Source organism: Methylobacterium trifolii, assembly GCF_022179685.1.
In the GTDB taxonomy this organism is placed as follows: Bacteria; Pseudomonadota; Alphaproteobacteria; order Rhizobiales; family Beijerinckiaceae; genus Methylobacterium; species Methylobacterium trifolii.
In genome coordinates, this window is record NZ_BPRB01000208.1 from 1 (window position 1) to 19865 (window position 19865).

Here is a 19865-nt window from a genome sequence, read left to right on the forward strand (position 1 = left end):
ACGGCCTGCCGGTGCTGGTGATCGATACCGGTGCCCGCGGCGACGGGGCCAGGGCCGTGGCGGAAGCGGCAAACGGGCGCTACTGCCCGCTGCCGCATGCCGACGCGGGCAGCCTCAGCGCCGCGGTGCGGGCGGCGACCGGGTGAGGGTCGTCACGCGTCGGCGGCGCTGATGCCGAGGTCGGCCATGCGCTGGTGGTGGGCGATCCAGGACCGCAGGATGTCACGCAGCAGGCGGAGCAAAGGGCCTTGGTCGTCGAAGGATGCGACGGACTGCGCGGAGGTCGGGACGAGCGGTATCATGACCGGCTCCGAGTTGGAGTTGCGTGTTCTTGACGCCCGGACGATGCGGCTTTTGTTGCAATGCAACAAGAGGCGGCTCCGCGACGGTGGCATGCCGCCACCGCATGGCGCGCCAAGAATTCAGCAACTTTTCACGGGTTTCCGGTCGAACACGCATGGGTCGTAGAATTGAGCGACGGTGTCACGCCCGTATCAGGAGCAGGATCGCGGCCGCCATAGTTACTAGGAGCGTCGTGATGATGCCGCCGCCCCGGCAGGCGAATTGCTGGGCCGAGTTCTTCGGCGCCAGCATGCCGACCGGGTGCAGCAGCCGCGCCAGCAGGAGCAGGACGAGCAGGGTCCGCACGAGGCCCGGGGCCGCGCCGTGCGCTTCGAGCAGGCCGACCAGCACCAGGGCGAGGGGCACGTACTCGCTGAAATTGCCGTGCGCGCGGATGCGCCGGGTCAGGGCGTCTTCGCCCCCGTCGCCGATCAGCACGTCGCCCGACAGGCGCCCGGCTACGACCCAGCCTGACAACCCGACATAGAGGAGGGCGAGCAACGCCGCGTAGAACGCCGTGAGGGTGGGATAGATCATTCGGGTCTCCTTCGAGGCAGGCCGCGCGTTCGTAAGACCTGATTTCGCAGAACGGAACCCGCCCCTGTTCGAAACACCATGCGGCAAAGACGGGAGACACCGCCGAGTAGGCCGCGGGACCATTCAAACGTGGGGCCGTCTCGGTTACAGGGGGAGGAACGAGACGGAGCCCGATGGCCAGCCCCTTCGACCACGACCGCCCGGACTGGGAGCGCGAGGGCCGCGACTGGCCGAACCGCGCGGCGAGCCGCTTCGTCGAGGCCGCCGCCCTGCGCTGGCACGTTCAGGAATTCGGGCGCGCGGGCGCCCCCGTCCTGCTGCTCCTGCACGGCACCGGCGCGGCGACCCATTCCTGGCGGGCGCTGGCCCCGCTCCTGGCGCAGGATTTCCGCATCGTCGCCCCGGACCTGCCCGGCCACGGCTTCACCGATCCGCTGCCGGCCGGCCGCCTGTCGCTGCCCGGCATGGCCGAGGCGGTGGCGGGCCTGTGCGAGGCGCTGGCTTTGGTGCCGGACGTGGCGGCGGGCCACTCGGCCGGGGCGGCGATCCTGGCCCGGATGTGCCTCGACCGGCGGATCGAGCCGCGCCTGCTGGTCGCCTTCAACGGGGCGCTCAAGCCCTTTCCCGGGGCGGCGAGCTTCCTGTTCCCCACCATGGCGCGCATGCTGTTCCTCAATCCCGTAACGCCCAAGATCTTCGCCTGGACGGCCGACCGCTCGGCGGTGCAGCGGCTGATCGGCGGGACCGGCTCGCGCCTCGACGCGGCCGGGGTCGACCTCTACCGGCGCCTGTTCGCGCGGGCCGGGCATGTCCGCGGGGCGCTCGGCATGATGGCGAACTGGGACCTCGACCGCCTCGACCGCGACCTGCCGGCGCTCGCGACCCGCACCCTGCTGATCGTGGGTGGGGACGACAAGGCGATCCGCCCGGACACCGCCTTCGCCGTTCGCGACCGGCTGCCGGATGCCCGCGTCGCATTGATCCGCGGCCTCGGCCACCTCGCCCACGAGGAGGCGCCCGAGCGGGTCGCCGAGGTGCTGCTGGAGGAGGCCCGCGCGCGCGCGATCCTCCCGGCCAGCGTGCCGGCCGCGTAGCAGGATGCGGCCCTGCCGGCGTCTCGCCCCGTCCGCGGGGGTGCCGGCTCAGGAGGCGTCGGATTCGGGGCTGTCGCCGGGTTCCTCGGCCTGGGCACGCTGCCGGTCACGCTCGACCTTGAGTTCGCGCTCGGCCAGGACCCAGAATTCCATCTCGAAGCCGGCGGGCCGGTGGTGCCGCTCCCACAACTCGTAGGCGCGCTCCCGTATCTGCTCGAAGGTGATCGCGGTCGCTGTCATGACACAGCCGTTTGCCGCTCGCGGCCGATTTGTCCACCCCTGCCGGCCGCGCGAAGGGTCGCGTGGCCGAATGGCACCCATGAGTGCAGCGGACCCCGGCGATCCGGTGGATGCTCCGGCCATCGAGGCCGTTCTTCCGTGCCTCTTCCGCGCGCGACGCCGGGCGGCTTGCAGCCCCCGCAGCCGCGGTTATCATTGGCCGCGTCGCAGTCGTGCAAAACGAAAAGCGAGGGGCGAACGGATGTCTTTCTTCCTCGGAATCGCGGGACCCTGGATCGTCCTCATGATCCTCGATCTGCTGTCCACGAACCGCACCTTGGAGCTGTCGCCCGCCGAGCGGGAGCAGGGCTGGCAGCAGCGCCTGGAACACCTGCTCAGGCGGCGGACGAACGCTCCGTACGCCACGGGGCTGGGACCCGAAGGCGTGTGATCCGAGACCGACGAATTCGGGAGGCCGCGTCGAGGATTCGCGAACGTCCGGGATGCATGATGCTCGATCGCGCCATGGAGATGGCGATAGTCGGCGCTGGGCGGATGCTGAGCCGACTGACAAAATCAAACATCGGCCAGGGACATTTTGCGATAGAATCCGGAGTTTGATCTGATATCTATCGACCGGGTATTTTTGTCTTGAATTTTGCACTATTTGACTATTGAAATATTTCCAAGGTTGTCAGATTAACCTCTGAATGCGCCAGGGCGCGACCTTCGCGCAAATAGTATAGCATCGGGGGAGTTTATCGATTATTCGGAAACGGCCAAGCTGGGGAGTAACCGATGGCTGTTCCGACGAACGACGAGATCACCAACGCGACCATCATCACGGGCCCTATCGTAACCCAGAGCACCACCGGCGCCACCGGTTCCTCCGGCGAGGACTTGACGGCCGAGGCATCGGCGCCGTTGGGCAGCACGGTGTGGTATCAGTACACGGCCACCAGTTCCGGCGTGATCGAGTTCAACACGAACGGTTCGAACTTCGACACGACGCTGCAAGCCTTCCAGGCCACGAACGGCGCCGCCGGACCGTCGTACGGCAATCTCACCGAGATCGCCTCGAACGACGACAACGGCACCGGCCGCGACCCGTCGCGCATCGAGTTCCTGGCCTCGACCGTGCGGTTCACGGCCACCGCAGGGCAGACCTACTACATCCAGGCCGGAGGCCGGAGGGACGACGTCGGCGGCGTGGAATCCGGCAGCCTCGTCCTGAACGTCCTGCCCACCGTGGGCGGGCCCACGAACGGCGACGACAACCTGACCGGCACCAGCGGGCCGGACTACGTCCTCCTCCTTGCCGGCAACGACACCTACAGCGGCGGCCTCGGCGACGACACGGTGTTCGGGAACCAGGGCAACGACGTGCTGTTCGGCAACCAGGGCAACGACACCCTGTTCGGCGGCCAGGATCAGGACACCCTCTACGGCGGCCAGGGCGACGACGCGGTGCTCGGCAACCTCGGCAACGACGTGGTCCTGGGCAACCTCGGCAACGACACCCTGTTCGGCGGCCAGGGCAGCGACACCCTCTACGGCGGCCAGGGCAACGACGTCCTGTTCGGCGACTTCGGCAACGACGTGCTCTCGGGCGACCTCGGCGCGGACCGCTACGTCTTCGGCCAGAATTCCGGGGCCGACCTCGTCCTCGGCTTCTCGCAGGCGCAGGGCGACCGCCTCGACCTGTCGGGCCAGACCTACACTCTGGCCAGCGCCGGCAACGGCGATGCCCTGCTGACCCTGTCCGGGGGCGGCACCGTGCAACTGGCAGGCGTCCAGGCGGGAAGCGTCAGCGCCGGCTTCTTCGCCTGAACGAAGCTCGATCCGATCTCCCGTAGCCGCTCGCCGACACCCGAACCGGTGTCGGGGAGCGGCTGCCAGGGAAGCATGGGTCACTGAGAGACTTTTGTCCCGCTCACCCGCCAGACGGCGTTGCCCACGTCGTCCGAGACCAGCAGCGCGCCGGTCCTGTCGAGGGCCACGCCAACCGGGCGCCCCTGCGCCTGCTCGTCGGCATCGAGGAACCCCGTCAGCACGTCGGCCGGCTTGCCCGCTGGCTTCCCGCTCGCGAAGGGCACGAAGATCACCTTGTAGCCGCTCTTGGGACGGCGGTTCCATGACCCGTGCTGGGCGACGAAGAGGCCGCTCTGCCACGCCGCGGGCAGGCTCGATCCCATCGAGAAGGCGATTCCTAGGGAGGCGGTGTGGGGGCCGAGCGCGTAGTCCGGCGCGATTGCTTTCGCGACGAGGTCCGGCCGCTGCGGTTGGACGCGTTCGTCCACGTGACTGCCGTAATAGCTGTAGGGCCAGCCGTAGAACGCCCCCTCCTTCACGGAGGTCACGTAGTCCGGCACGAGGTCGCTGCCGATCTCGTCACGCTCGTTGACTGCGGTCCAGAGGGCGCCGGTGACTGGCTCGAAGGCGAGACCGTTGGGGTTGCGCAGGCCGGTGGCGTATTCCCGCATCGCGCCGCTTGCCCGGTCGAACTCCCAGATGGTGGCGCGGCCCTTCTCGATCTCGAGGCCGTTCTCGCCGACGTTGCTGTTCGAGCCCACGGTGACGAAGAGCTTGCCCCCATCGGGGCTTGCGACCACGTTCTTGGTCCAGTGGTGGTTGAGCCCGGCGGGCAGGTCGACGACCTTCCGGGGCGTCTCCGCGATCTCGGTCTGGCCTTCCTTGTAGGGCACGCGCACCAGGGCGTCGGCGTTGGCGACGTAGAGGTCGCCGCCCACCAGCACCATGCCGAAGGGCGAGCGCAGGCCCTTCAGGAACACCGACCGCTTGTCGGCGATGCCGTCGCCGTCCGTGTCGCGCAGCAGCGTAATCCGATCCGGGCTCTTCACCCCCGCACCCGCCCGATCCATGATCTTGCCGGCGATCCAGCCCTTCACGCCCTGCGGGGTGCCGTCGGAGGGCGGTGTGTTGCTCTCGGCCACGAGCACGTCGCCGTTGGGCAGGGTGTAGAGCCAGCGGGGATGGTCCAACCCCTCGGCGAAGGCGGCAACCGAGAGGCCGGAGGCCGGCGTGGGCCTGGCGCCCTTCGCCCAGCCGGTGGCCGGCGCGATGTTGACGGTCGGCACCGGCGTCGGGTTCGGTGCGGGCAGGCTCGGCGACGCCCCCTGACCATCCGCGAGTTGGAGGGTGGCGCTCTCGGGATAGATCACGAAGCGGGTGACGGCCGCGCCGCCGAGCAGCACCAGCGCCAGGGCCGCGAGGCCGAATTTCGATCGTGTCCGCATCTCGTCCTTCCGTGAAGGCCGTCCGATGCGGGCCTTCGCGGTTTTGATAAGATGCGAGGACGCTGTTGGCTCCGCTCCGCCTCGCGGGCTGCACGCATGCCGCCCCGGCGCGTATGGAAGGGCGACCCGCCGCCGACGCGCGCGACCGATGCCGAGCGAGCCGAGACAGGAATCCCCGATGACCGATGCGCCCCTCAGCCTGCCGACCTTCGCCGACGTCGCCCGCGCCGCCGAGCGCATCGCAGGCGTCGCCCACCGCACCCCCGTCCTGACCTCCCGCACCGCCGACGCGCGCGCCGGCGGAAAGCTGTTCTTCAAGGCCGAGAACCTGCAACGGGCCGGCGCCTTCAAGTTCCGCGGCGCCTTCAACGCGATCTCGGCGCTTCCCGAGGCCGCCCGAGCCCGCGGCGTGCTGGCCTATTCCTCAGGCAACCACGCCCAGGCGATGGCCCTGGCGAGCCGGCTCCTGGGGGTGCCGGCCACCATCGTCATGCCGCTGGACGCCCCGGCGATGAAGGTCGCGGCGACCCGCGGCTACGGCGCCGAGGTCGTCACCTACGATCGCTACAGCCAGGACAGGGTCGCCATCGGGCGCGCGCTCGCCGAGGAGCGCTCCCTGAGCCTGATTCCGCCCTACGACCACCCGGACGTGATCGCGGGCCAGGGCACGCTCGCCCTGGAACTGATCGAGGAGACCGGTCCCCTCGACGTGCTCGTGGCCTGCCTCGGCGGCGGCGGCCTGCTCTCCGGCTGCGCGCTGGCCGCCGCCGAGCGCTCCCCCGGCTGCCGGGTGATCGGCGTCGAGCCGGAGGCGGGCGACGACGGCCAGCGCTCCTTCCGCGAGGGGCGGATCGTGACGATTCCCGTGCCGAAGACGATCGCGGACGGCGCTCAGACCACCTTCCTCGGGAGCCACACCTTCCCGATCATCAAGGAGCGGGTGCACGACGTGCTGACGGTTTCCGACGCTCAACTCGTGGAGACGATGCGGTTCTTCGCCGAGCGGATGAAGCTCGTCGTCGAGCCGACCGGATGCCTGGCCGCGGCCGCGGTGCTGCACGGCCTCATCGACTGCCGGGACAAGCGCGTCGGCGTGGTCATCAGCGGCGGCAACATCGACCTGGCGGCCTTCGCCCGGTTCGTGGGTGCCTGAGGCGTCCCGGCGGAGGTTCGCTGCCGTCACGCTTGTCGCCCTCGTCCAGGCGGGCCCGGCGAGGGCGGAGGAGACGGCGTTCGATCCCGCGCAATGGCCCTACACGGCCATCGGCAAGCTCAACGTCGTCACGGGCGCGAACCGCCGCCGGTTCTGCACCGCGAGCCTGATCGGGCCGCGGCTGGCGCTGAGCGCGGCCCATTGCCTGTGGGACGAGCCCCGCAAGCGCTGGGTCACGCCGGCGGTGGTGCATTTCGTGGCCGGCTGGGCCCAGGGGCGCTACCTCGCCCACGCGGTCGCCAGCGCCTATCGGACCGGACCGGACTACCTTTACGGCACGGCACCCGCGAACCTCGCCCGCGACTGGGCGCTCATCGAACTTGCCGAGGCGATCCCCGTGAAGCCGATCGCCCTGGAGCCGGCATCTGCGGAGGGCGACCCAGACATCGGTTCGGACATCCGGCGGGCGGGCTACAGCCGCGACAGGTCCGAGCGCATGAGCGCGCAAGGCCGCTGCTCGGCACGCGCCACGGCCGGCCCTGAGCCGCTCCTCCTGCACGCCTGCCGGGCGATCCCGGGCGAATCCGGCTCGGCCCTGCTCCGGACCGGGCCGGCAGGGCCGATGGTGATCGGCATCCTGGTCGCCGGCCGGACCGAGCAGGGCGCGGAAGACCTGTCCGTCGCGGTGCCGGTCCGCGCCTTCCGTGAGGCCGCCGAGGCCTTGCTGAGGGCCCAGGCCGAGGGCAAACCCGGCCCGTGACCACAAAGAAACCCGATTCGGGTTCAAGCTTGACCGAAGGCGAAGCGGGCGCGAACCGCGTGCGACCAGGGGAGCGGGACGGCATGCGAGGCATTCCGGTGATGCGGGCGATCGGCGGTCTCGGCCTGATCGCGGTGGGGACCGCCCTGTCCGCCTGCAACTCGCAGCCGAATGCCCTCGTGACCACCGGCTCCGTCACCCGCAAGGCCCCCGTGGCCGCCACCGAGGCCGAGCGCGACTGCCTGGGCCGGGCGATGTACTTCGAATCGAACAGGACCGACACGGAAGGTCTGCTCGCGGTGGGCACGGTGGTGATGAACCGCGTCGAGGCCGCCGTCTTCCCCGGCGGGATCTGCGCGGTGGTCGGCCAGCCGAACCAGTTCGCGGCGGGCGTACTGACCAAGCCGATGCGGGACAAGGACCTGCCGAAGGTCGCGGACGTGGCCGATGCCATACTGGCCGGCGAGCGCCATCCCCAGGTGGGCAAGGCGATGCACTTCCACACCGCAGGTCGGCATTACCCCTACAAGAACATGCACTACGTCGCCTATGCGGGCGGCAACGCCTTCTACGAGAAGACGCGGCGCGGCGCCCCGACGACGCCGGCGGCCGTGCAGGCGGCCTCGGCCGAGGCCCTGTCCTACGCGGCCGTGGAGCCCGAGACCCCGGCCGCGCAGACGGAGCTGAATCGGCCGGCCGCCGACCTCTGCCGGGTCGCCGCCCTGTCCGCCGAGCCCCGGCGAGGCGGCTGAAGCGCCGCCCGCCATCGTCCCTCACGCAGGCGTGGGCGTGACGGCCGCCGCATCCTGTCCCCTTTCGCGGTGCATCCAAGCGTCGCGCCCGTTTGCGGAGGATCGGCCGAGGCCTTAAGTCTTGCCTCCTCCCAGAAGCATCGCGCCCGGCGCAGATGCGTATCGCGGTGTGGCATGGCCATCGTCCTCGACATTCTCAAGAACGACCCCCGCCCGGTGCTGCCGGCGCCGATGCGCCACCCGGAGAAGGCCCACAGGCCCGACCGGCCGGTGCAGGCCAAAAAGCCGGACTGGATCCGAGTGAAGGCACCCGGCTCGCCGGCCTGGGAGGAGACCAGGAAGATCGTGCGGGAGCACGGCCTGGTCACGGTCTGCGAGGAGGCGGGCTGCCCCAACATCGGCGAGTGCTGGGAGAAGCGCCACGCCACCTTCATGATCATGGGCGACACCTGCACGCGGGCCTGCGCCTTCTGCAACGTGCGCACTGGCCTGCCCCAGGGCCTCGACGCGGACGAGCCGGAGAAGATCGCCGATTCCGTGGCCAAGCTCGGCCTGCACCACGTGGTCATCACCTCCGTCGATCGGGACGACCTGAAGGACGGGGGCGCCGAGCACTTCGCCCGCACCATTGGAGCGATCCGGCGGGCGAGCCCCGCCACCACGGTGGAGATCCTCACCCCCGACTTCCTGCGCAAGGACGGTGCGCTGGAGCGCGTGGTCGCGGCGCGTCCCGACGTGTTCAACCACAACATGGAGACGGTGCCGGGCAAGTATCTCACCGTGCGGCCCGGCGCCCGCTACTTCCACTCCGTGCGCCTGCTCCAGCGGGTGAAGGAACTCGACCCGGCGATCTTCACCAAGTCCGGCATCATGGTCGGCTTGGGGGAGGAGCGGAACGAGGTGGTCCAGCTCATGGACGACCTGCGCTCGGCCGAGGTCGACTTCCTCACCATCGGCCAGTACCTCCAGCCGACCAAGAAGCACCACGAGGTGGTGCGGTTCGTACCGCCCGACGAGTTCAAGACCTACGAGACGACCGCCTATTCCAAGGGCTTCCTGCTGGTCTCGGCGACGCCGCTCACCCGATCCTCGCACCATGCGGGCGAGGATTTCGCACGCCTCCAGGCGGTCCGCCGCGCCCGCCTCGCGCCCGCCCGGTCAGCCTGAGCCAGCGATGCCGTCCTTCCGGATCGACCGCGCGGTGCGACACTCGCCGCGCCAGATGTACGACCTCGTGGCCGACGTGGAGCGCTATCCCGAGTTCTTGCCCCTCTGCGAATCCCTGCGGGTGCTGCGCCGGCAGGACGGGGCCGGCGGCACGCAGGTGCTCGTGGCCGAGATGGGCGTCGGCTACAAGGCGATCCGCGAGCGCTTCACCACCCGCGTGAGCCTCGATCCGGCCGGTCTCAGGATCACCGCCGAGTACATCGACGGACCGTTCCGGCACCTGGAGAACCGCTGGGTCTTCAAGGACGGGGCGGATGGCGGCTGCGTCATCGACTTCTTCATCACCTACGAGTTCAAGAGCCGCACCCTGGGGCTCCTGATGGGCACGATGTTCGACCGGGCCTTCCGCAAGTTCACCGACGCCTTCGAGGCGCGCGCCGACCGGGTCTACGGCACGGCTGCGGCCTGAGGCTCGCCGGCGCTCGTCAAGCCTTGGGCGCGTGGGCGTCGAGCCAAGCGAGGGCGCCCGACAGGTCGAAGCCGCGGCTGCGCCCGAAATCGGGGATGTCTTCCCGGCGCATCCGGCCGGCCAGCACCTCGCCCAGCACCCAGAGGGTGAGCGAGCGCGTGCCGCTGCGGCAATGGGCGACGACCGGGCCGGAGGCCTGCGCCACCATTTCGGAAAAACGCGCCACGTCGTCCCGCGTGATCGTCGGACCCGTCACCGGCAGGTGGCTGTAGGCGAGCCCAGCGCGCGCGGCAGCGGCCTCCTCGGCGGCCGAGCCCGGCTGGCCCGCCTCCTCGCCGTCCGGCCGGTTGTTGATCAGCAGCGCGACGCCCGTGCGGCCGAACCCGGCGATCTCGTCGTCCGTCGGCTGGCCCGCGACCGAGAAAGTCCCGTCGATCCGTGTGAGCGCCATGTCGTCCGCCAAAGCCCCGAGCGTGTCCCGATTCCCCTATCGTAGGCCGAGGGGGTCAGCGCCACGAGCCCCGCACGCGCGGCGCCTTGCGCTCGCCCGGCCGAACACCGACAAGAGCCGGCCATGATACCGACCCTGGACCAGGCGCCCGCCGGGCTGCCCACCCGCCACGACCGCTATGCGGACGCGGACATCCGCGCGATCCTGCAGGCGACGCGCAGCATCGCCCTCGTCGGCGCCTCGGCTAACCCCGCCCGACCGAGCTGGATCGTGCTGAAATACTTGCTCGCCCGCGGCTTCGCGGTGACGCCGGTCAATCCCGGGCTCGCCGGCCAGGAACTTCTGGGTCGGACGGTGGCGTCCTCGCTCAAGGGCCTGCCCGAGCCGGTGGACATGGTCGAGATCTTCCGCAATTCGAGCGCGGCAGGGCCCCTGGTGGACGAGGCGCTTGCCCTTGCCACCCCGCCCAAGGTGATCTGGATGCAGCTCGGCGTGCGCGACGACGCGGCGGCCGCCAGGGCCGAGGCGCAGGGCGTCACGGTGATCATGAACCGCTGCCCCAAGATCGAGTACGGCCGCCTCTCCGGCGAGATCGGCTGGACCGGGGTGAACTCGCGCATCATCAGCGCGAAGAAGCCGAGGCTCGCCGCCAAGGGCGTGCAGAAGCTGACCATCGAGAGCCGCGGCCCGCGCAAGGATTGAAGGCGATCGCGTCCGGGCAGGCCGGCATCCGGGGCGGGCAGGGGAGCCACACCCATCGCCGAGTGATAAGGTGTCTGGATACCTTTATGCGGAAGTCGTTCGAAACCATTGGCTTTTCGCCGATCTCGCCCGTCGTTCGAGGTTGACCGCTTCGCCGCCTGCCGCTATGCACCCGCCAACGCCGCTGCGTCCCCGACGCGGCGGCGGCTCATTTTCGAACACACCCACAACGCCACGGGACTTGGCCATGAAGACCACATCGCTGAAGCCCGCCGAGGTCGACAAGAAGTGGATCGTGATCGATGCGGAAGGCCTCGTCGTCGGCCGTCTCGCCTCGATCGTCGCGACGCGCCTGCGCGGCAAGCACAAGCCCGCGTACACGCCCCACGTCGATTGCGGCGACAACGTCATCGTCATCAACGCCGAGAAGGTGAAGTTCACGGGGCGCAAGTACGTCCAGAAGAACTACTACCACCACACAGGCTATCCGGGCGGCATCAAGGAGCGTTCGGCCAAGTTCATCCTCGAAGGCCGCTTCCCCGAGCGCGTCGTGGAGAAGGCCGTCGAGCGCATGCTGCCGCGCGGCCCGCTCTTCCGCCAGATCATGGGCAACCTCCGCGTCTACAAGGGCACGGAGCACCCCCATGTTGCCCAGCAGCCGCAGGCGTTCGACGTCGGCGTCCTCAACCGTAAGAACGTGAGCGCTTGATCATGGCGACCCTCCAGTCCCTCGCCGATCTCAACCGGTCGAACGCCGGCGGCTCCGATGCCGAGAACGCGGCCCCCGTGCACGTGCAGAAGCTCGATGCGCAGGGCCGCGCCTACGCCACCGGCAAGCGCAAGGATGCGGTCGCCCGGGTCTGGATCAAGCCCGGCTCCGGCCAGGTCACGGTCAACAAGCGCCCGGTCGAGGTCTACTTCGCCCGGCCCGTGCTGCGCATGATCCTGCGCCAGCCGCTCCAGATCGCCAACCGCGTCGACCAGTACGACATCGTCGTCACGGTGGCCGGCGGCGGCCTCTCGGGTCAGGCCGGCGCCGTGCGTCACGGCCTCTCGAAGGCCCTGACCTATTACGAGCCGGAGCTGCGCGCCCCCCTCAAGCGCGAGGGCTTCCTCACCCGCGACTCCCGCGTGGTCGAGCGCAAGAAGTACGGCCGCAAGAAGGCCCGTCGCAGCTTCCAGTTCTCGAAGCGCTGATCGCACGACAATTCGACGACGAGGGCGGCTCCGCGAGGGGCCGCCCTTTTTTTTGGGCGGTCGGCCTCAGGCGCGTACCGCGGCCTCCAGTTCCGCCTTGGACATGGTCGAGCGGCCGGCCACGCCCTGCGCGCGGGCCTTTCGCATCAGTTCGGCCTTGGTCGGACCGGCCTTCGCGGTCCCGGCCTTGCGCGCGGCCGCCGTCTTCTCGGCCACGTCGCTCGGCTGCTTCGAAAACTGCCGGCCCTTCGCCGTGTCGGCCCGCTTGCGGGCCGTGGAGCGCGCGTAGTCCGAATCGGACACTGCCTCGAGCGCCTTCTTCGGCAGGTAACGCTCGCCGGTCTTCCCGCTCTCGTGGCCGGACTTCGTTCCCCACACCTCCTCGGTCCATTGCTTGAGGTGGTTGTCGGCGGTCTTGGTGCCGACATAGCCGCCGCCGTCCTTCTTGTATTCCGCCGTCGCCATCTGGGCCTTTCGCGCGGACCATTGGCCGGCCTTCCCGCCCTTGGCCGAGCGCGTCACCCGCTCCTTCACGCGATCCCAGAGCTTCGGATCGGACTTCTCCGCTGTCTCCGCCATGCCCCGCCTTCCTTTCCAACCGTCTCCGGCGGACAACCGAAGGGCCGAAGGCGGGTTCCTGAGCCGCCATGCGGGCTGTGGACGGCATTGACAGGCGGTCGCGCACCGGCCACCTCCCGCACCGCAGCGATAGACTTGGCTCCCGGCCGGAGCCAGAGGACGACACGCGATGGCGCACGGGAACGGCAGGTCGGCGCAGCCGACGGTTTTCATCGACGGCGAGGCCGGGACGACGGGCCTCGGCATCCGCGAGCGCCTCGCCCGCGACGGCCGCGTTGCGCTACGCAGCATCCCTGCGGAGAGCCGCAAGGACCCGGACGCCAAGCGCGTGCTGCTCTCCGAGGTCGACCTGGTTGTGCTGTGCCTGCCCGACGACGCGGCCCGCCAGACCGTGGCCCTGGCCGACGCCTTGCCGGGCGGAGGCCCAAAAATCCTCGATGCGAGCACGGCCCACCGGGTCAGCCCCGGCTGGACCTACGGCTTCCCCGAGATGACGCAGGACCAGGGTGCGGCGGTGGCGGCCTCGCGGCGCGTGGCCAATCCCGGCTGCTACCCCACGGGCGCCATCGCGCTGCTGCGCCCGCTGGTCGCGGACGGGCTGGTCCCGGCCGACCACCCGGTCAGCATCAACGCCGTCAGCGGCTATAGCGGCGGCGGCAAGGGGATGATCGAGAGCTACGAATCGGGCGACGGCGCGCCGTTCCAGCTCTACGGCCTCGGCTTCGGCCACAAGCACCTGCCGGAAACGCAGGCCTACAGCCGGCTCACGCGCCGGCCGATCTTCATCCCCTCGGTCGGCAATTTCCGCCAGGGCATGCTGGTGAGCATCCCCCTCCACCTCGACGCCCTGCCCGGACGGCCCGGCGCGGGCGACCTGGAGGCCTCGCTCACCGCCTGGTACGAGGGCCGGCCCCTCGTGCAGGTCGTGCCCGGCGCGACCACCGGCGCCCATCTGGAGAAGCTGGAGCCGGAGGCTCTCAACGACACCGACCGGCTGGAACTGCGCGTGTTCGGCTCGCATGAGCACCGGCAGGCCGTGCTGGTCGCGCGCCTGGACAACCTCGGCAAGGGCGCCTCGGGCGCGGCCGTGCAGAACATCGGGCTGATGCTCGGGCTCGACGCCTGACGGCACCGGTTGACCCCGGTGGCCGGGCCGTCGGACAGTCCCGCATTCGCCACGCAGAGACCGTCGCACCATGTCGGACACACGCCCGCCCCTGCCGCCCTTCGACGCCGAGACGGCGGCCCGGAAGGCCCGCGGCGCCGAAGACGCCTGGAACACCCGCGATCCGGAGCGTGTCTCGCTCGCGTACACACCGGACAGCTGGTGGCGGAACCGCTCCGAGTTCTTCAGCGGACGCGAGGCCATCGTCGTGTTCCTGACCCGCAAGTGGCAGCGCGAGCGGGAGTACCGCCTGATCAAGGAGGTCTGGGCCTTCCACGGCAACAGGATCGCGGCGCGTTTCGCCTATGAATGGCACGACGAGGCCGGGGATTGGTTCCGCTCCCACGGCAACGAGCAGTGGGAGTTCACCGAGACCGGCCTGATGCGCCGCCGCGAGGCCAGCATTAACGACGTGGCGATCTCGGAAGGGGAGCGGAAGTTTCACTGGCCGCAGGGGCCCCGTCCGGCGGACCATCCGGGCCTGAGCGATCTCGGCCTCTGAGCCGGTCCATCCGGACGCGTGACGGCCGGCGTATGAACCGCTCCGCCGTCGCTGTCCGCGACGCCGATTGACCGGAGGATGCCGGGGATCGGGCGAAGTGGCCTGCGCGCCGAGATGCGTCCGGCGGCCCCGCGGCCCGCAGGCCGACGCAACTCGTCCGAAGGGGGAGCCGGACTGGCCTCGTCCAAGCACAGCGTGAGATCGTTGGATGCGGGCAAGTCTATTGCGCACGATCAGGAATCGGTACGCCTGAAAATCCGGTTTGACCCGGGCATTGGAGAATGGATTTCGTTCGCACGAGGCCGGTACAGGATTATATGCACCCTTTTAACTCTTGACGGAAGTCGGGAAAGAGATTGTATCAGATGGCCGAACGTCGGCTCTGAGCTTGACGCGGGCTTGGATACGACCTCACCGGAACGATGGCGCGACGCTCATGACCGAACCCGATATCGAGAAGGTCCGCCTGATCACGCTCGCGGCCGACATTGTTTCTGCCTATGTCAGCAACAATCATGTCCAGAGCGTCGAACTGCCGAAGCTCCTCAGCGATGTGCATGGCGCCATCTGCGGGGTGTCGGTGAGCGTCGCTCCGGAAGCCGGTCCGGCCAAGGCGACGGTGCAGGAGATCAAGCGCTCCATCTCTGCCGAGTACCTGATCAGCTTCGAGGACGGGAAGCCGTACAAGACCCTGCGCCGCCACCTCACCCTGCGCGGCCTCTCGCCCGAGCAGTACCGCGCCAAGTGGGGTCTCGCCCCGGACTACCCGATGACCTCGCAGAACTACTCCGAGCAGCGCTCGGAGCTGGCCCGCGCCCTCGGCCTCGGCCAGCAGCGCCGCAAATCCGCCAAGACCGAGGAGGTCTCGGACGTGGCGCCGGTCGAGGTCGTGATCGCCGAGAGTGCGATGCCGGAGAAGAAGTCTCGCGCGCCGCGCCGGAAGAAGGACGCCTGAGGCGCACCGGACCGCCAGTTTTTTCGGAGGGACCAGCCGTCCGATCGGATGCCATCCGACGCCGGGGCCGCAGGACGGCGCCGGCGTCCCTGCGTTCGCCGCGCCTGAAGGGAACGTTCCCGCACGGCGGCCACTTCACCGAGCACAGGGACCGCCGCGACCCGGCCCCGCGTGAGAGGCGACGGGCGGGACCGGCCCGGACGGAGAGCGGCATGGCGTTCATCGAGACCCAGGACGGAACGCGGCTCTTCTACAAGGACTGGGGCAGCGGGCGCCCCGTCGTTCTCATCCACGGCTGGCCGCTGGATGCCGACATGTGGGAGTACCAGATGCCGGCCCTTACCGAGGCGGGCTTCCGCACGATCGCCTACGACCGGCGCGGCTTCGGCCGCTCCGACCAGCCCTGGAGCGGCTACGACTACGACACCTTCGCCGACGACCTGAAGGCCGTGCTCGACCACCTCGACCTCCAGGAGGCGGTGCTGGTCGGCTTCTCGATGGGCGGCGGCGAGATGGCCCGCTACATGTCGCGCCACGGCGGCGCCCGCGTCTCCAAGGCCGTGCTGGTCTCGGCCGTGACGCCCTACCTGCTCAAGGCCGCCGACCATCCCGAGGGCGTCGACGCCAGCGTGTTCCAGGGCATGGTCGACGGCCTGAAGGCGGACCGCCCGAAGTTCCTGGCCGACTTCTCCAAGACCTTCTTCGGGGCCGGCCTGTTCAGTTCGCCCGCCTCCAGCGAGATGATCCAGTGGACCGGCAACCTGGCGATGCTGGCCTCGCCCAAAGCCACGGTCGATTGCGTCCATGCCTTCGGCGAGACCGACTTTCGCGCCGACATGGCCCACTTCAAGGTCCCCACGCTCGTGATCCACGGCGACGACGACCAGACCGTGCCGATCGACATCTCAGCCAAGGCCGCGGCCGCCGCCATCGCGGACGCGCGCCTCGTGATCTACGACGGCGCGCCCCACGCGCTGCCCTTCACCCATGCCGACCGGCTGACAGTCGACCTTCTGGCGTTTCTCCGGACCTGATCGGAGGCGGGCGCGGGCAAGGCGCGCGGGATCGACTCTCGCGCGCCGCAATCGGCCGCGATAGACAGGCGCGAACGATCTGCGATCCGCCCCGCGCCGTCCTGTCACCCGGATGTGCCGGGCGCGATCCGCCTTCCGGAGCCCCTGCATGCCACGTCGATTCGCCCCGCTCCTGTCGAGCGCCGCGACGCTTCTGCTCCTGGCCGGACCCGCTCCGGCGCAGATGATGAAGACGCCCGAGGCCGCCGCGCCGGCCAAGGCCGCCCCGCAGGGCCGGGGCGAGGTCCAGCTCTCCTTCGCGCCCGTGGTGAAGCGGGCCGCTCCTTCCGTGGTCAACGTCTACGCCTCCCAGGTCGAGAAGCGCTCCAACGCGCGCGCCAGCGCCATGGACGAGTTCATGCGCCGGTTCTTCGGCGAGGACAGCGGCGGGCGCGTGCCCGGCGGTCCCCGCGGCGAGCGGGCGAAGAAGTCCCTGGGCTCCGGGGTGATCGTGGACGAGTCCGGCCTCGTCATCACCAACAACCACGTCATCGACAACATGAACGAGGTACGCGTCTCCCTCGCCGACCGGCGCGAGTTCGAGGCGACGATCGTGCTGCGCGACCCGCGCACCGACCTCGCCGTCGTCAAGATCAAGAACCCGGGCGGCCTCGTGCCGATGCCGTTCGGGGACTCGGAGAGCCTGGAGGTCGGCGACTTCGTGATGGCGATCGGCAACCCGTTCGGCGTCGGCCAGACGGTGACGCAGGGCATCGTCTCGGCGCTGGCCCGCACCCAGGTCGGCACCTCCGACTACCAGTCCTTCGTCCAGACGGATGCCGCGATCAATCCGGGCAATTCGGGGGGCGCCCTGGTCGACCTCCAGGGTCGACTGGTCGGCATCAACACCGCGATCTACTCCCAGTCCGGCGGCAGCCACGGCATCGGCTTCGCCATCCCCGCGGGCATGGTCAAGGCGGTGGTGGAGGCGGCCAAGGCGGGGGCCACCACCGTGCGCCGGCCCTGGCTCGGCGCCCGCGTCCAGACCGTGACCCCCGACATCGCCGAGAGCATGGGGCTGGACCACCCCACCGGCGTGCTGGTGGCGAGCCTCAGCCCCAAGAGCCCGGCCGAGGAGGCGGGCCTGAAGCGCGGCGACCTGATCCTCAACGTCGACGGCCGCAGCGTCGACGACCCGGAGGCCTTCGGCTACCGCTTCGCCCTCAAAGGCATCGAGGGCCAGACCAGGTTCGGCATCCTGCGCGGCACCAGCCGCACCACAGTGCCGGTGAAGCTGGGGCCCGCCCCGGAACTGCGCCCCCGCGACGTGCTGAAGGTGCGCACCCGCTCGCCCTTCCTGGGCGCGACCTTCGTCAACACCTCCCCGGCGGTGGCCGAGGAGATGCAGGTGGACTTCCCCGCGGAGGGCGTGGCCGTGCAGGAGGTGGAGGAGAACTCGTTCGCCGCCCGCGCCGGCCTGCGCAAGGGCGACGTGGTCGTGGCGATCAACGGCGCGCCGGTCGCGACCACCAAGGACCTCGACCGCGTCACCCGCACCAGCCTCAACATGTGGGAGGTTGCGATCAACCGCGGCGGCGAGGTGCTGACGTCGGTGTTCGGGGGCTAGATCGAACGCTTGCGCGAGCGGACCTGCCCGGTGTTGATGCGGGCATGTCCGACCTCTTCGCCACAGCCGGCCTCGACGCGGCCGCACCCCGGCCGCTGGCCGACCGACTCCGCCCCGCCACCCTGCCGGAGGTGGTGGGCCAGGAGCACCTGACCGGGCCGGACGGGGCGCTGACCCGGCTGCTGCGTTCCCATACGCTCGGCTCGCTGGTGTTCTGGGGACCGCCGGGCACCGGCAAGACCACCGTGGCGCGGCTCCTCGCCAACGAGACCGACCTGTATTTCGAGCAGATCTCGGCGATCTTCTCCGGGGTGCCGGACCTGCGGAAGGTGTTCGAGGCGGCCCGGCGCCGGCGCGCCACGGGGCAGGGCACCCTGCTGTTCGTGGACGAGATCCACCGCTTCAACCGGGCCCAGCTCGACGCCTTCCTGCCGGTGATGGAGGACGGCACCGTCACGCTGGTCGGCGCCACCACGGAGAACCCCTCGTTCGAGCTGAACGCGGCGCTGCTGTCGCGGGCCCGCGTGCTGCTGTTCCGGGCGCTCGACGAAGGCGCCATCGCCAAGCTGATCGCCCGGGCCGAGGACCTGACGGGCCAGGCCCTGCCGCTCACCGAGGAGGCGCGCGGGGTGCTGGTGCGCATGGCCGACGGGGACGGGCGCGCCGCCCTGACGCTCTGCGAGGAGGTCTGGCGCTCGGCCGGGCCCGCGGAGACCTTCGATGCGGAGGCCCTGCAGCGGATCGTCCAGCGCCGGGCGCCGATCTACGACAAGGCGCAGGAGGGCCACTACAACCTGATCAGCGCCCTGCACAAGACCGTGCGCGGCTCGGACCCGGACGCGGCCCTCTACTACCTCTGCCGGATGCTCGACGGGGGCGAGGACCGCCTGTTCATCGCCCGGCGCCTGGTGCGGATGGCGGTGGAGGATATCGGGCTCGCCGACCCGCAGGCCCTGGTCATCACCACGGCCGCCAAGGACGCCTTCGACTTCCTCGGCAGCCCGGAGGGGGAGCTGGCGCTCGCCCAGGCCACGATCTACCTCGCCTGCGCGCCCAAATCGAACGCGGTCTATTCCGCCTACAAGGCGGCCACCCGCGCGGCCAAGGACAACGGCTCCCTGCCGCCGCCCCGCACCATCCTCAACGCGCCGACCAAGCTGATGAAGCGCATGGGCTACGGCGAGGGCTACCGCTACGACCACGACGAGCCGGACGCCTTCTCCGGCCAGGATTACTGGCCCGAAAAACTCGGGCGCCAGCACTTCTACGCGCCCACGGACCGGGGCATGGAGATCCGCTACACCGAGCGCCTCGCCCATTGGGAGCGCCTGCGCCGGGAGCGGCGCGGACAGGATTGATTTTTCACCCCATGGACCTCCTGCTCAAGGGCCTCGCCGGCGGCCTCGTGACGGTCGCGATCGTGCTGGCCTCGCGCCGGGGCAACATCCTGCCCGGCATCCTGCCGCTCGCCCCGACCTTCGCGATCATCGCCCTGCTGGCGGTGGCACCGAAAGGCGAGGGCGCCTTTCGCGAGACCTGCCTTGCCGGTGCGCGCACGATTCCCGCCTACCTCGTCTTCCTCGGGACGAGTTGGTGGCTCTCCGGCTTCCTCGATCCGCGCCTGGCGATCCTCGGCGGCCTGCTGGCCTGGCTCGCGGCCGCCCTGCTGATCTTTCTGGGGCCGCGCTGGTTCTGAGCAGGCGGAATCGTCCCCGCGCGCATCCCGCGCCGGGGGCATGGCCCAAATACAAAAAGTCCGGACAGGGGACGCGGGACGCCGCGGAACCTGAACGAAGCTTCAAGAACGGTTCCCCGGCGTCCCACGGCGTCGGCCCCGTTGGGGGTCGCTGCCGCGTTCGCGTCGCGGTGTTCTCTAGCGCCACCGACCCTGCAACAACGTGTGCCGGGTAATTACCCACCCCCT

24 protein-coding genes are annotated in these 19865 nt (G+C 70.0%); 18 read left to right on the forward strand and 6 right to left on the reverse strand.

Annotated features, from left to right (window positions below; genetic code table 11):
• Window positions 1–152: 152 nt before the first annotated feature.
• Complete coding sequence (locus COGEMETH_RS17820) at window positions 153–302, reverse strand: hypothetical protein (RefSeq protein WP_238183945.1); 150 nt, start codon at window positions 300–302, stop codon at window positions 153–155.
• 181 nt (window positions 303–483) lie between these two features.
• Complete coding sequence (locus COGEMETH_RS17825) at window positions 484–879, reverse strand: MAPEG family protein (protein WP_238183946.1); 396 nt, start codon at window positions 877–879, stop codon at window positions 484–486.
• A gap of 173 nt (window positions 880–1052) precedes the next feature.
• Here COGEMETH_RS17825 and bchO point away from each other — a divergent pair, with 173 nt between their 5' ends.
• The gene (gene bchO, locus COGEMETH_RS17830) at window positions 1053–1973 is read left to right on the forward strand and encodes an alpha/beta fold hydrolase BchO (protein WP_238183947.1); all 921 of its coding nucleotides are present in this window, start codon (window positions 1053–1055) and stop codon (window positions 1971–1973) included.
• A gap of 48 nt (window positions 1974–2021) precedes the next feature.
• Here bchO and COGEMETH_RS17835 read toward each other — a convergent pair whose 3' ends face one another.
• On the reverse strand, window positions 2022–2213 hold the full coding sequence (locus COGEMETH_RS17835; protein ID WP_238183948.1) for a DUF2934 domain-containing protein: 192 nt from the start codon (window positions 2211–2213) through the stop codon (window positions 2022–2024).
• Between the two features lie 283 nt (window positions 2214–2496).
• Here COGEMETH_RS17835 and COGEMETH_RS17840 point away from each other — a divergent pair, with 283 nt between their 5' ends.
• Window positions 2497–2643: a hypothetical protein gene (locus tag COGEMETH_RS17840; RefSeq protein ID WP_238183949.1), complete on the forward strand. Its 147-nt coding sequence runs from the start codon at window positions 2497–2499 to the stop codon at window positions 2641–2643.
• Window positions 2644–2990: 347 nt separating this feature from the next.
• Window positions 2991–4022, forward strand: a complete 1032-nt coding sequence (locus COGEMETH_RS17845; protein ID WP_238183950.1) for a calcium-binding protein — start codon at window positions 2991–2993, stop codon at window positions 4020–4022.
• 80 nt (window positions 4023–4102) lie between these two features.
• Here COGEMETH_RS17845 and COGEMETH_RS17850 read toward each other — a convergent pair whose 3' ends face one another.
• Window positions 4103–5449, reverse strand: a complete 1347-nt coding sequence (locus COGEMETH_RS17850; RefSeq protein ID WP_238183951.1) for a PQQ-dependent sugar dehydrogenase — start codon at window positions 5447–5449, stop codon at window positions 4103–4105.
• A 178-nt stretch (window positions 5450–5627) separates the two neighbouring features.
• On the opposite strand from COGEMETH_RS17850, the gene COGEMETH_RS17855 reads away from it, so the two are divergent.
• The 5 genes from COGEMETH_RS17855 (at window position 5628) to COGEMETH_RS17875 (ending at window position 9750) form a co-directional block, all read left to right on the forward strand.
• Window positions 5628–6602, forward strand: coding sequence for a threo-3-hydroxy-L-aspartate ammonia-lyase (locus COGEMETH_RS17855; protein ID WP_238183952.1), 975 nt, complete (start codon window positions 5628–5630; stop codon window positions 6600–6602).
• Window positions 6595–7362 carry a trypsin-like serine peptidase gene (locus COGEMETH_RS17860; RefSeq protein WP_238183953.1) on the forward strand — a complete coding sequence of 256 codons (768 nt, stop codon included), beginning with the start codon at window positions 6595–6597 and terminating at the stop codon, window positions 7360–7362. The genes COGEMETH_RS17855 and COGEMETH_RS17860 overlap by 8 nt, the downstream gene beginning before the upstream one ends.
• 83 nt (window positions 7363–7445) lie before the next feature.
• Entirely contained in the window at window positions 7446–8114 is a 669-nt protein-coding gene (locus COGEMETH_RS17865) for a cell wall hydrolase (protein ID WP_238183954.1), read from the forward strand.
• Window positions 8115–8288: 174 nt separating this feature from the next.
• Window positions 8289–9281 (forward strand): lipoyl synthase, encoded by a 993-nt coding sequence (gene lipA / locus COGEMETH_RS17870; RefSeq protein WP_238183955.1) that lies wholly within the window; start codon window positions 8289–8291, stop codon window positions 9279–9281.
• A 7-nt stretch (window positions 9282–9288) separates the two neighbouring features.
• Window positions 9289–9750 carry a type II toxin-antitoxin system RatA family toxin gene (locus tag COGEMETH_RS17875; RefSeq protein WP_238183956.1) on the forward strand — a complete coding sequence of 154 codons (462 nt, stop codon included), beginning with the start codon at window positions 9289–9291 and terminating at the stop codon, window positions 9748–9750.
• A gap of 16 nt (window positions 9751–9766) precedes the next feature.
• Here COGEMETH_RS17875 and COGEMETH_RS17880 read toward each other — a convergent pair whose 3' ends face one another.
• Complete coding sequence (locus COGEMETH_RS17880) at window positions 9767–10201, reverse strand: protein tyrosine phosphatase family protein (RefSeq protein WP_238183957.1); 435 nt, start codon at window positions 10199–10201, stop codon at window positions 9767–9769.
• A gap of 123 nt (window positions 10202–10324) precedes the next feature.
• Between COGEMETH_RS17880 and COGEMETH_RS17885 the strand changes: the two genes are divergently transcribed.
• The 3 genes from COGEMETH_RS17885 (at window position 10325) to rpsI (ending at window position 12100) form a co-directional block, all read left to right on the forward strand.
• Window positions 10325–10903 carry a CoA-binding protein gene (locus tag COGEMETH_RS17885; protein WP_238183958.1) on the forward strand — a complete coding sequence of 193 codons (579 nt, stop codon included), beginning with the start codon at window positions 10325–10327 and terminating at the stop codon, window positions 10901–10903.
• A 247-nt stretch (window positions 10904–11150) separates the two neighbouring features.
• Entirely contained in the window at window positions 11151–11612 is a 462-nt protein-coding gene (rplM, locus tag COGEMETH_RS17890) for a 50S ribosomal protein L13 (protein ID WP_238183959.1), read from the forward strand.
• A gap of 2 nt (window positions 11613–11614) precedes the next feature.
• Window positions 11615–12100: a 30S ribosomal protein S9 gene (gene rpsI, locus COGEMETH_RS17895; protein ID WP_238183960.1), complete on the forward strand. Its 486-nt coding sequence runs from the start codon at window positions 11615–11617 to the stop codon at window positions 12098–12100.
• A 66-nt stretch (window positions 12101–12166) separates the two neighbouring features.
• Here rpsI and COGEMETH_RS17900 read toward each other — a convergent pair whose 3' ends face one another.
• Window positions 12167–12679 carry a hypothetical protein gene (locus COGEMETH_RS17900; protein ID WP_238183961.1) on the reverse strand — a complete coding sequence of 171 codons (513 nt, stop codon included), beginning with the start codon at window positions 12677–12679 and terminating at the stop codon, window positions 12167–12169.
• A gap of 169 nt (window positions 12680–12848) precedes the next feature.
• Here COGEMETH_RS17900 and argC point away from each other — a divergent pair, with 169 nt between their 5' ends.
• From argC to COGEMETH_RS17935, 7 genes are all read left to right on the forward strand, one after another.
• On the forward strand, window positions 12849–13805 hold the full coding sequence (argC, locus tag COGEMETH_RS17905; protein WP_238183962.1) for an N-acetyl-gamma-glutamyl-phosphate reductase: 957 nt from the start codon (window positions 12849–12851) through the stop codon (window positions 13803–13805).
• A gap of 70 nt (window positions 13806–13875) precedes the next feature.
• Entirely contained in the window at window positions 13876–14346 is a 471-nt protein-coding gene (locus COGEMETH_RS17910; protein WP_238183963.1) for a nuclear transport factor 2 family protein, read from the forward strand.
• A gap of 436 nt (window positions 14347–14782) precedes the next feature.
• Window positions 14783–15301, forward strand: coding sequence for a Ros/MucR family transcriptional regulator (locus tag COGEMETH_RS17915; RefSeq protein ID WP_238183964.1), 519 nt, complete (start codon window positions 14783–14785; stop codon window positions 15299–15301).
• A 212-nt stretch (window positions 15302–15513) separates the two neighbouring features.
• Window positions 15514–16335, forward strand: coding sequence for an alpha/beta fold hydrolase (locus COGEMETH_RS17920; RefSeq protein ID WP_238183965.1), 822 nt, complete (start codon window positions 15514–15516; stop codon window positions 16333–16335).
• A 148-nt stretch (window positions 16336–16483) separates the two neighbouring features.
• Window positions 16484–17941, forward strand: coding sequence for a Do family serine endopeptidase (locus COGEMETH_RS17925; RefSeq protein WP_238183966.1), 1458 nt, complete (start codon window positions 16484–16486; stop codon window positions 17939–17941).
• Window positions 17942–17985: 44 nt separating this feature from the next.
• A complete protein-coding gene (locus COGEMETH_RS17930) occupies window positions 17986–19299 on the forward strand; it encodes a replication-associated recombination protein A (protein WP_238183967.1) in 1314 nt (437 codons plus the stop codon).
• An 11-nt stretch (window positions 19300–19310) separates the two neighbouring features.
• The gene (locus COGEMETH_RS17935; RefSeq protein WP_238183968.1) at window positions 19311–19637 is read left to right on the forward strand and encodes a GlpM family protein; all 327 of its coding nucleotides are present in this window, start codon (window positions 19311–19313) and stop codon (window positions 19635–19637) included.
• The last annotated feature ends 228 nt before the right edge of the window (window positions 19638–19865 follow it).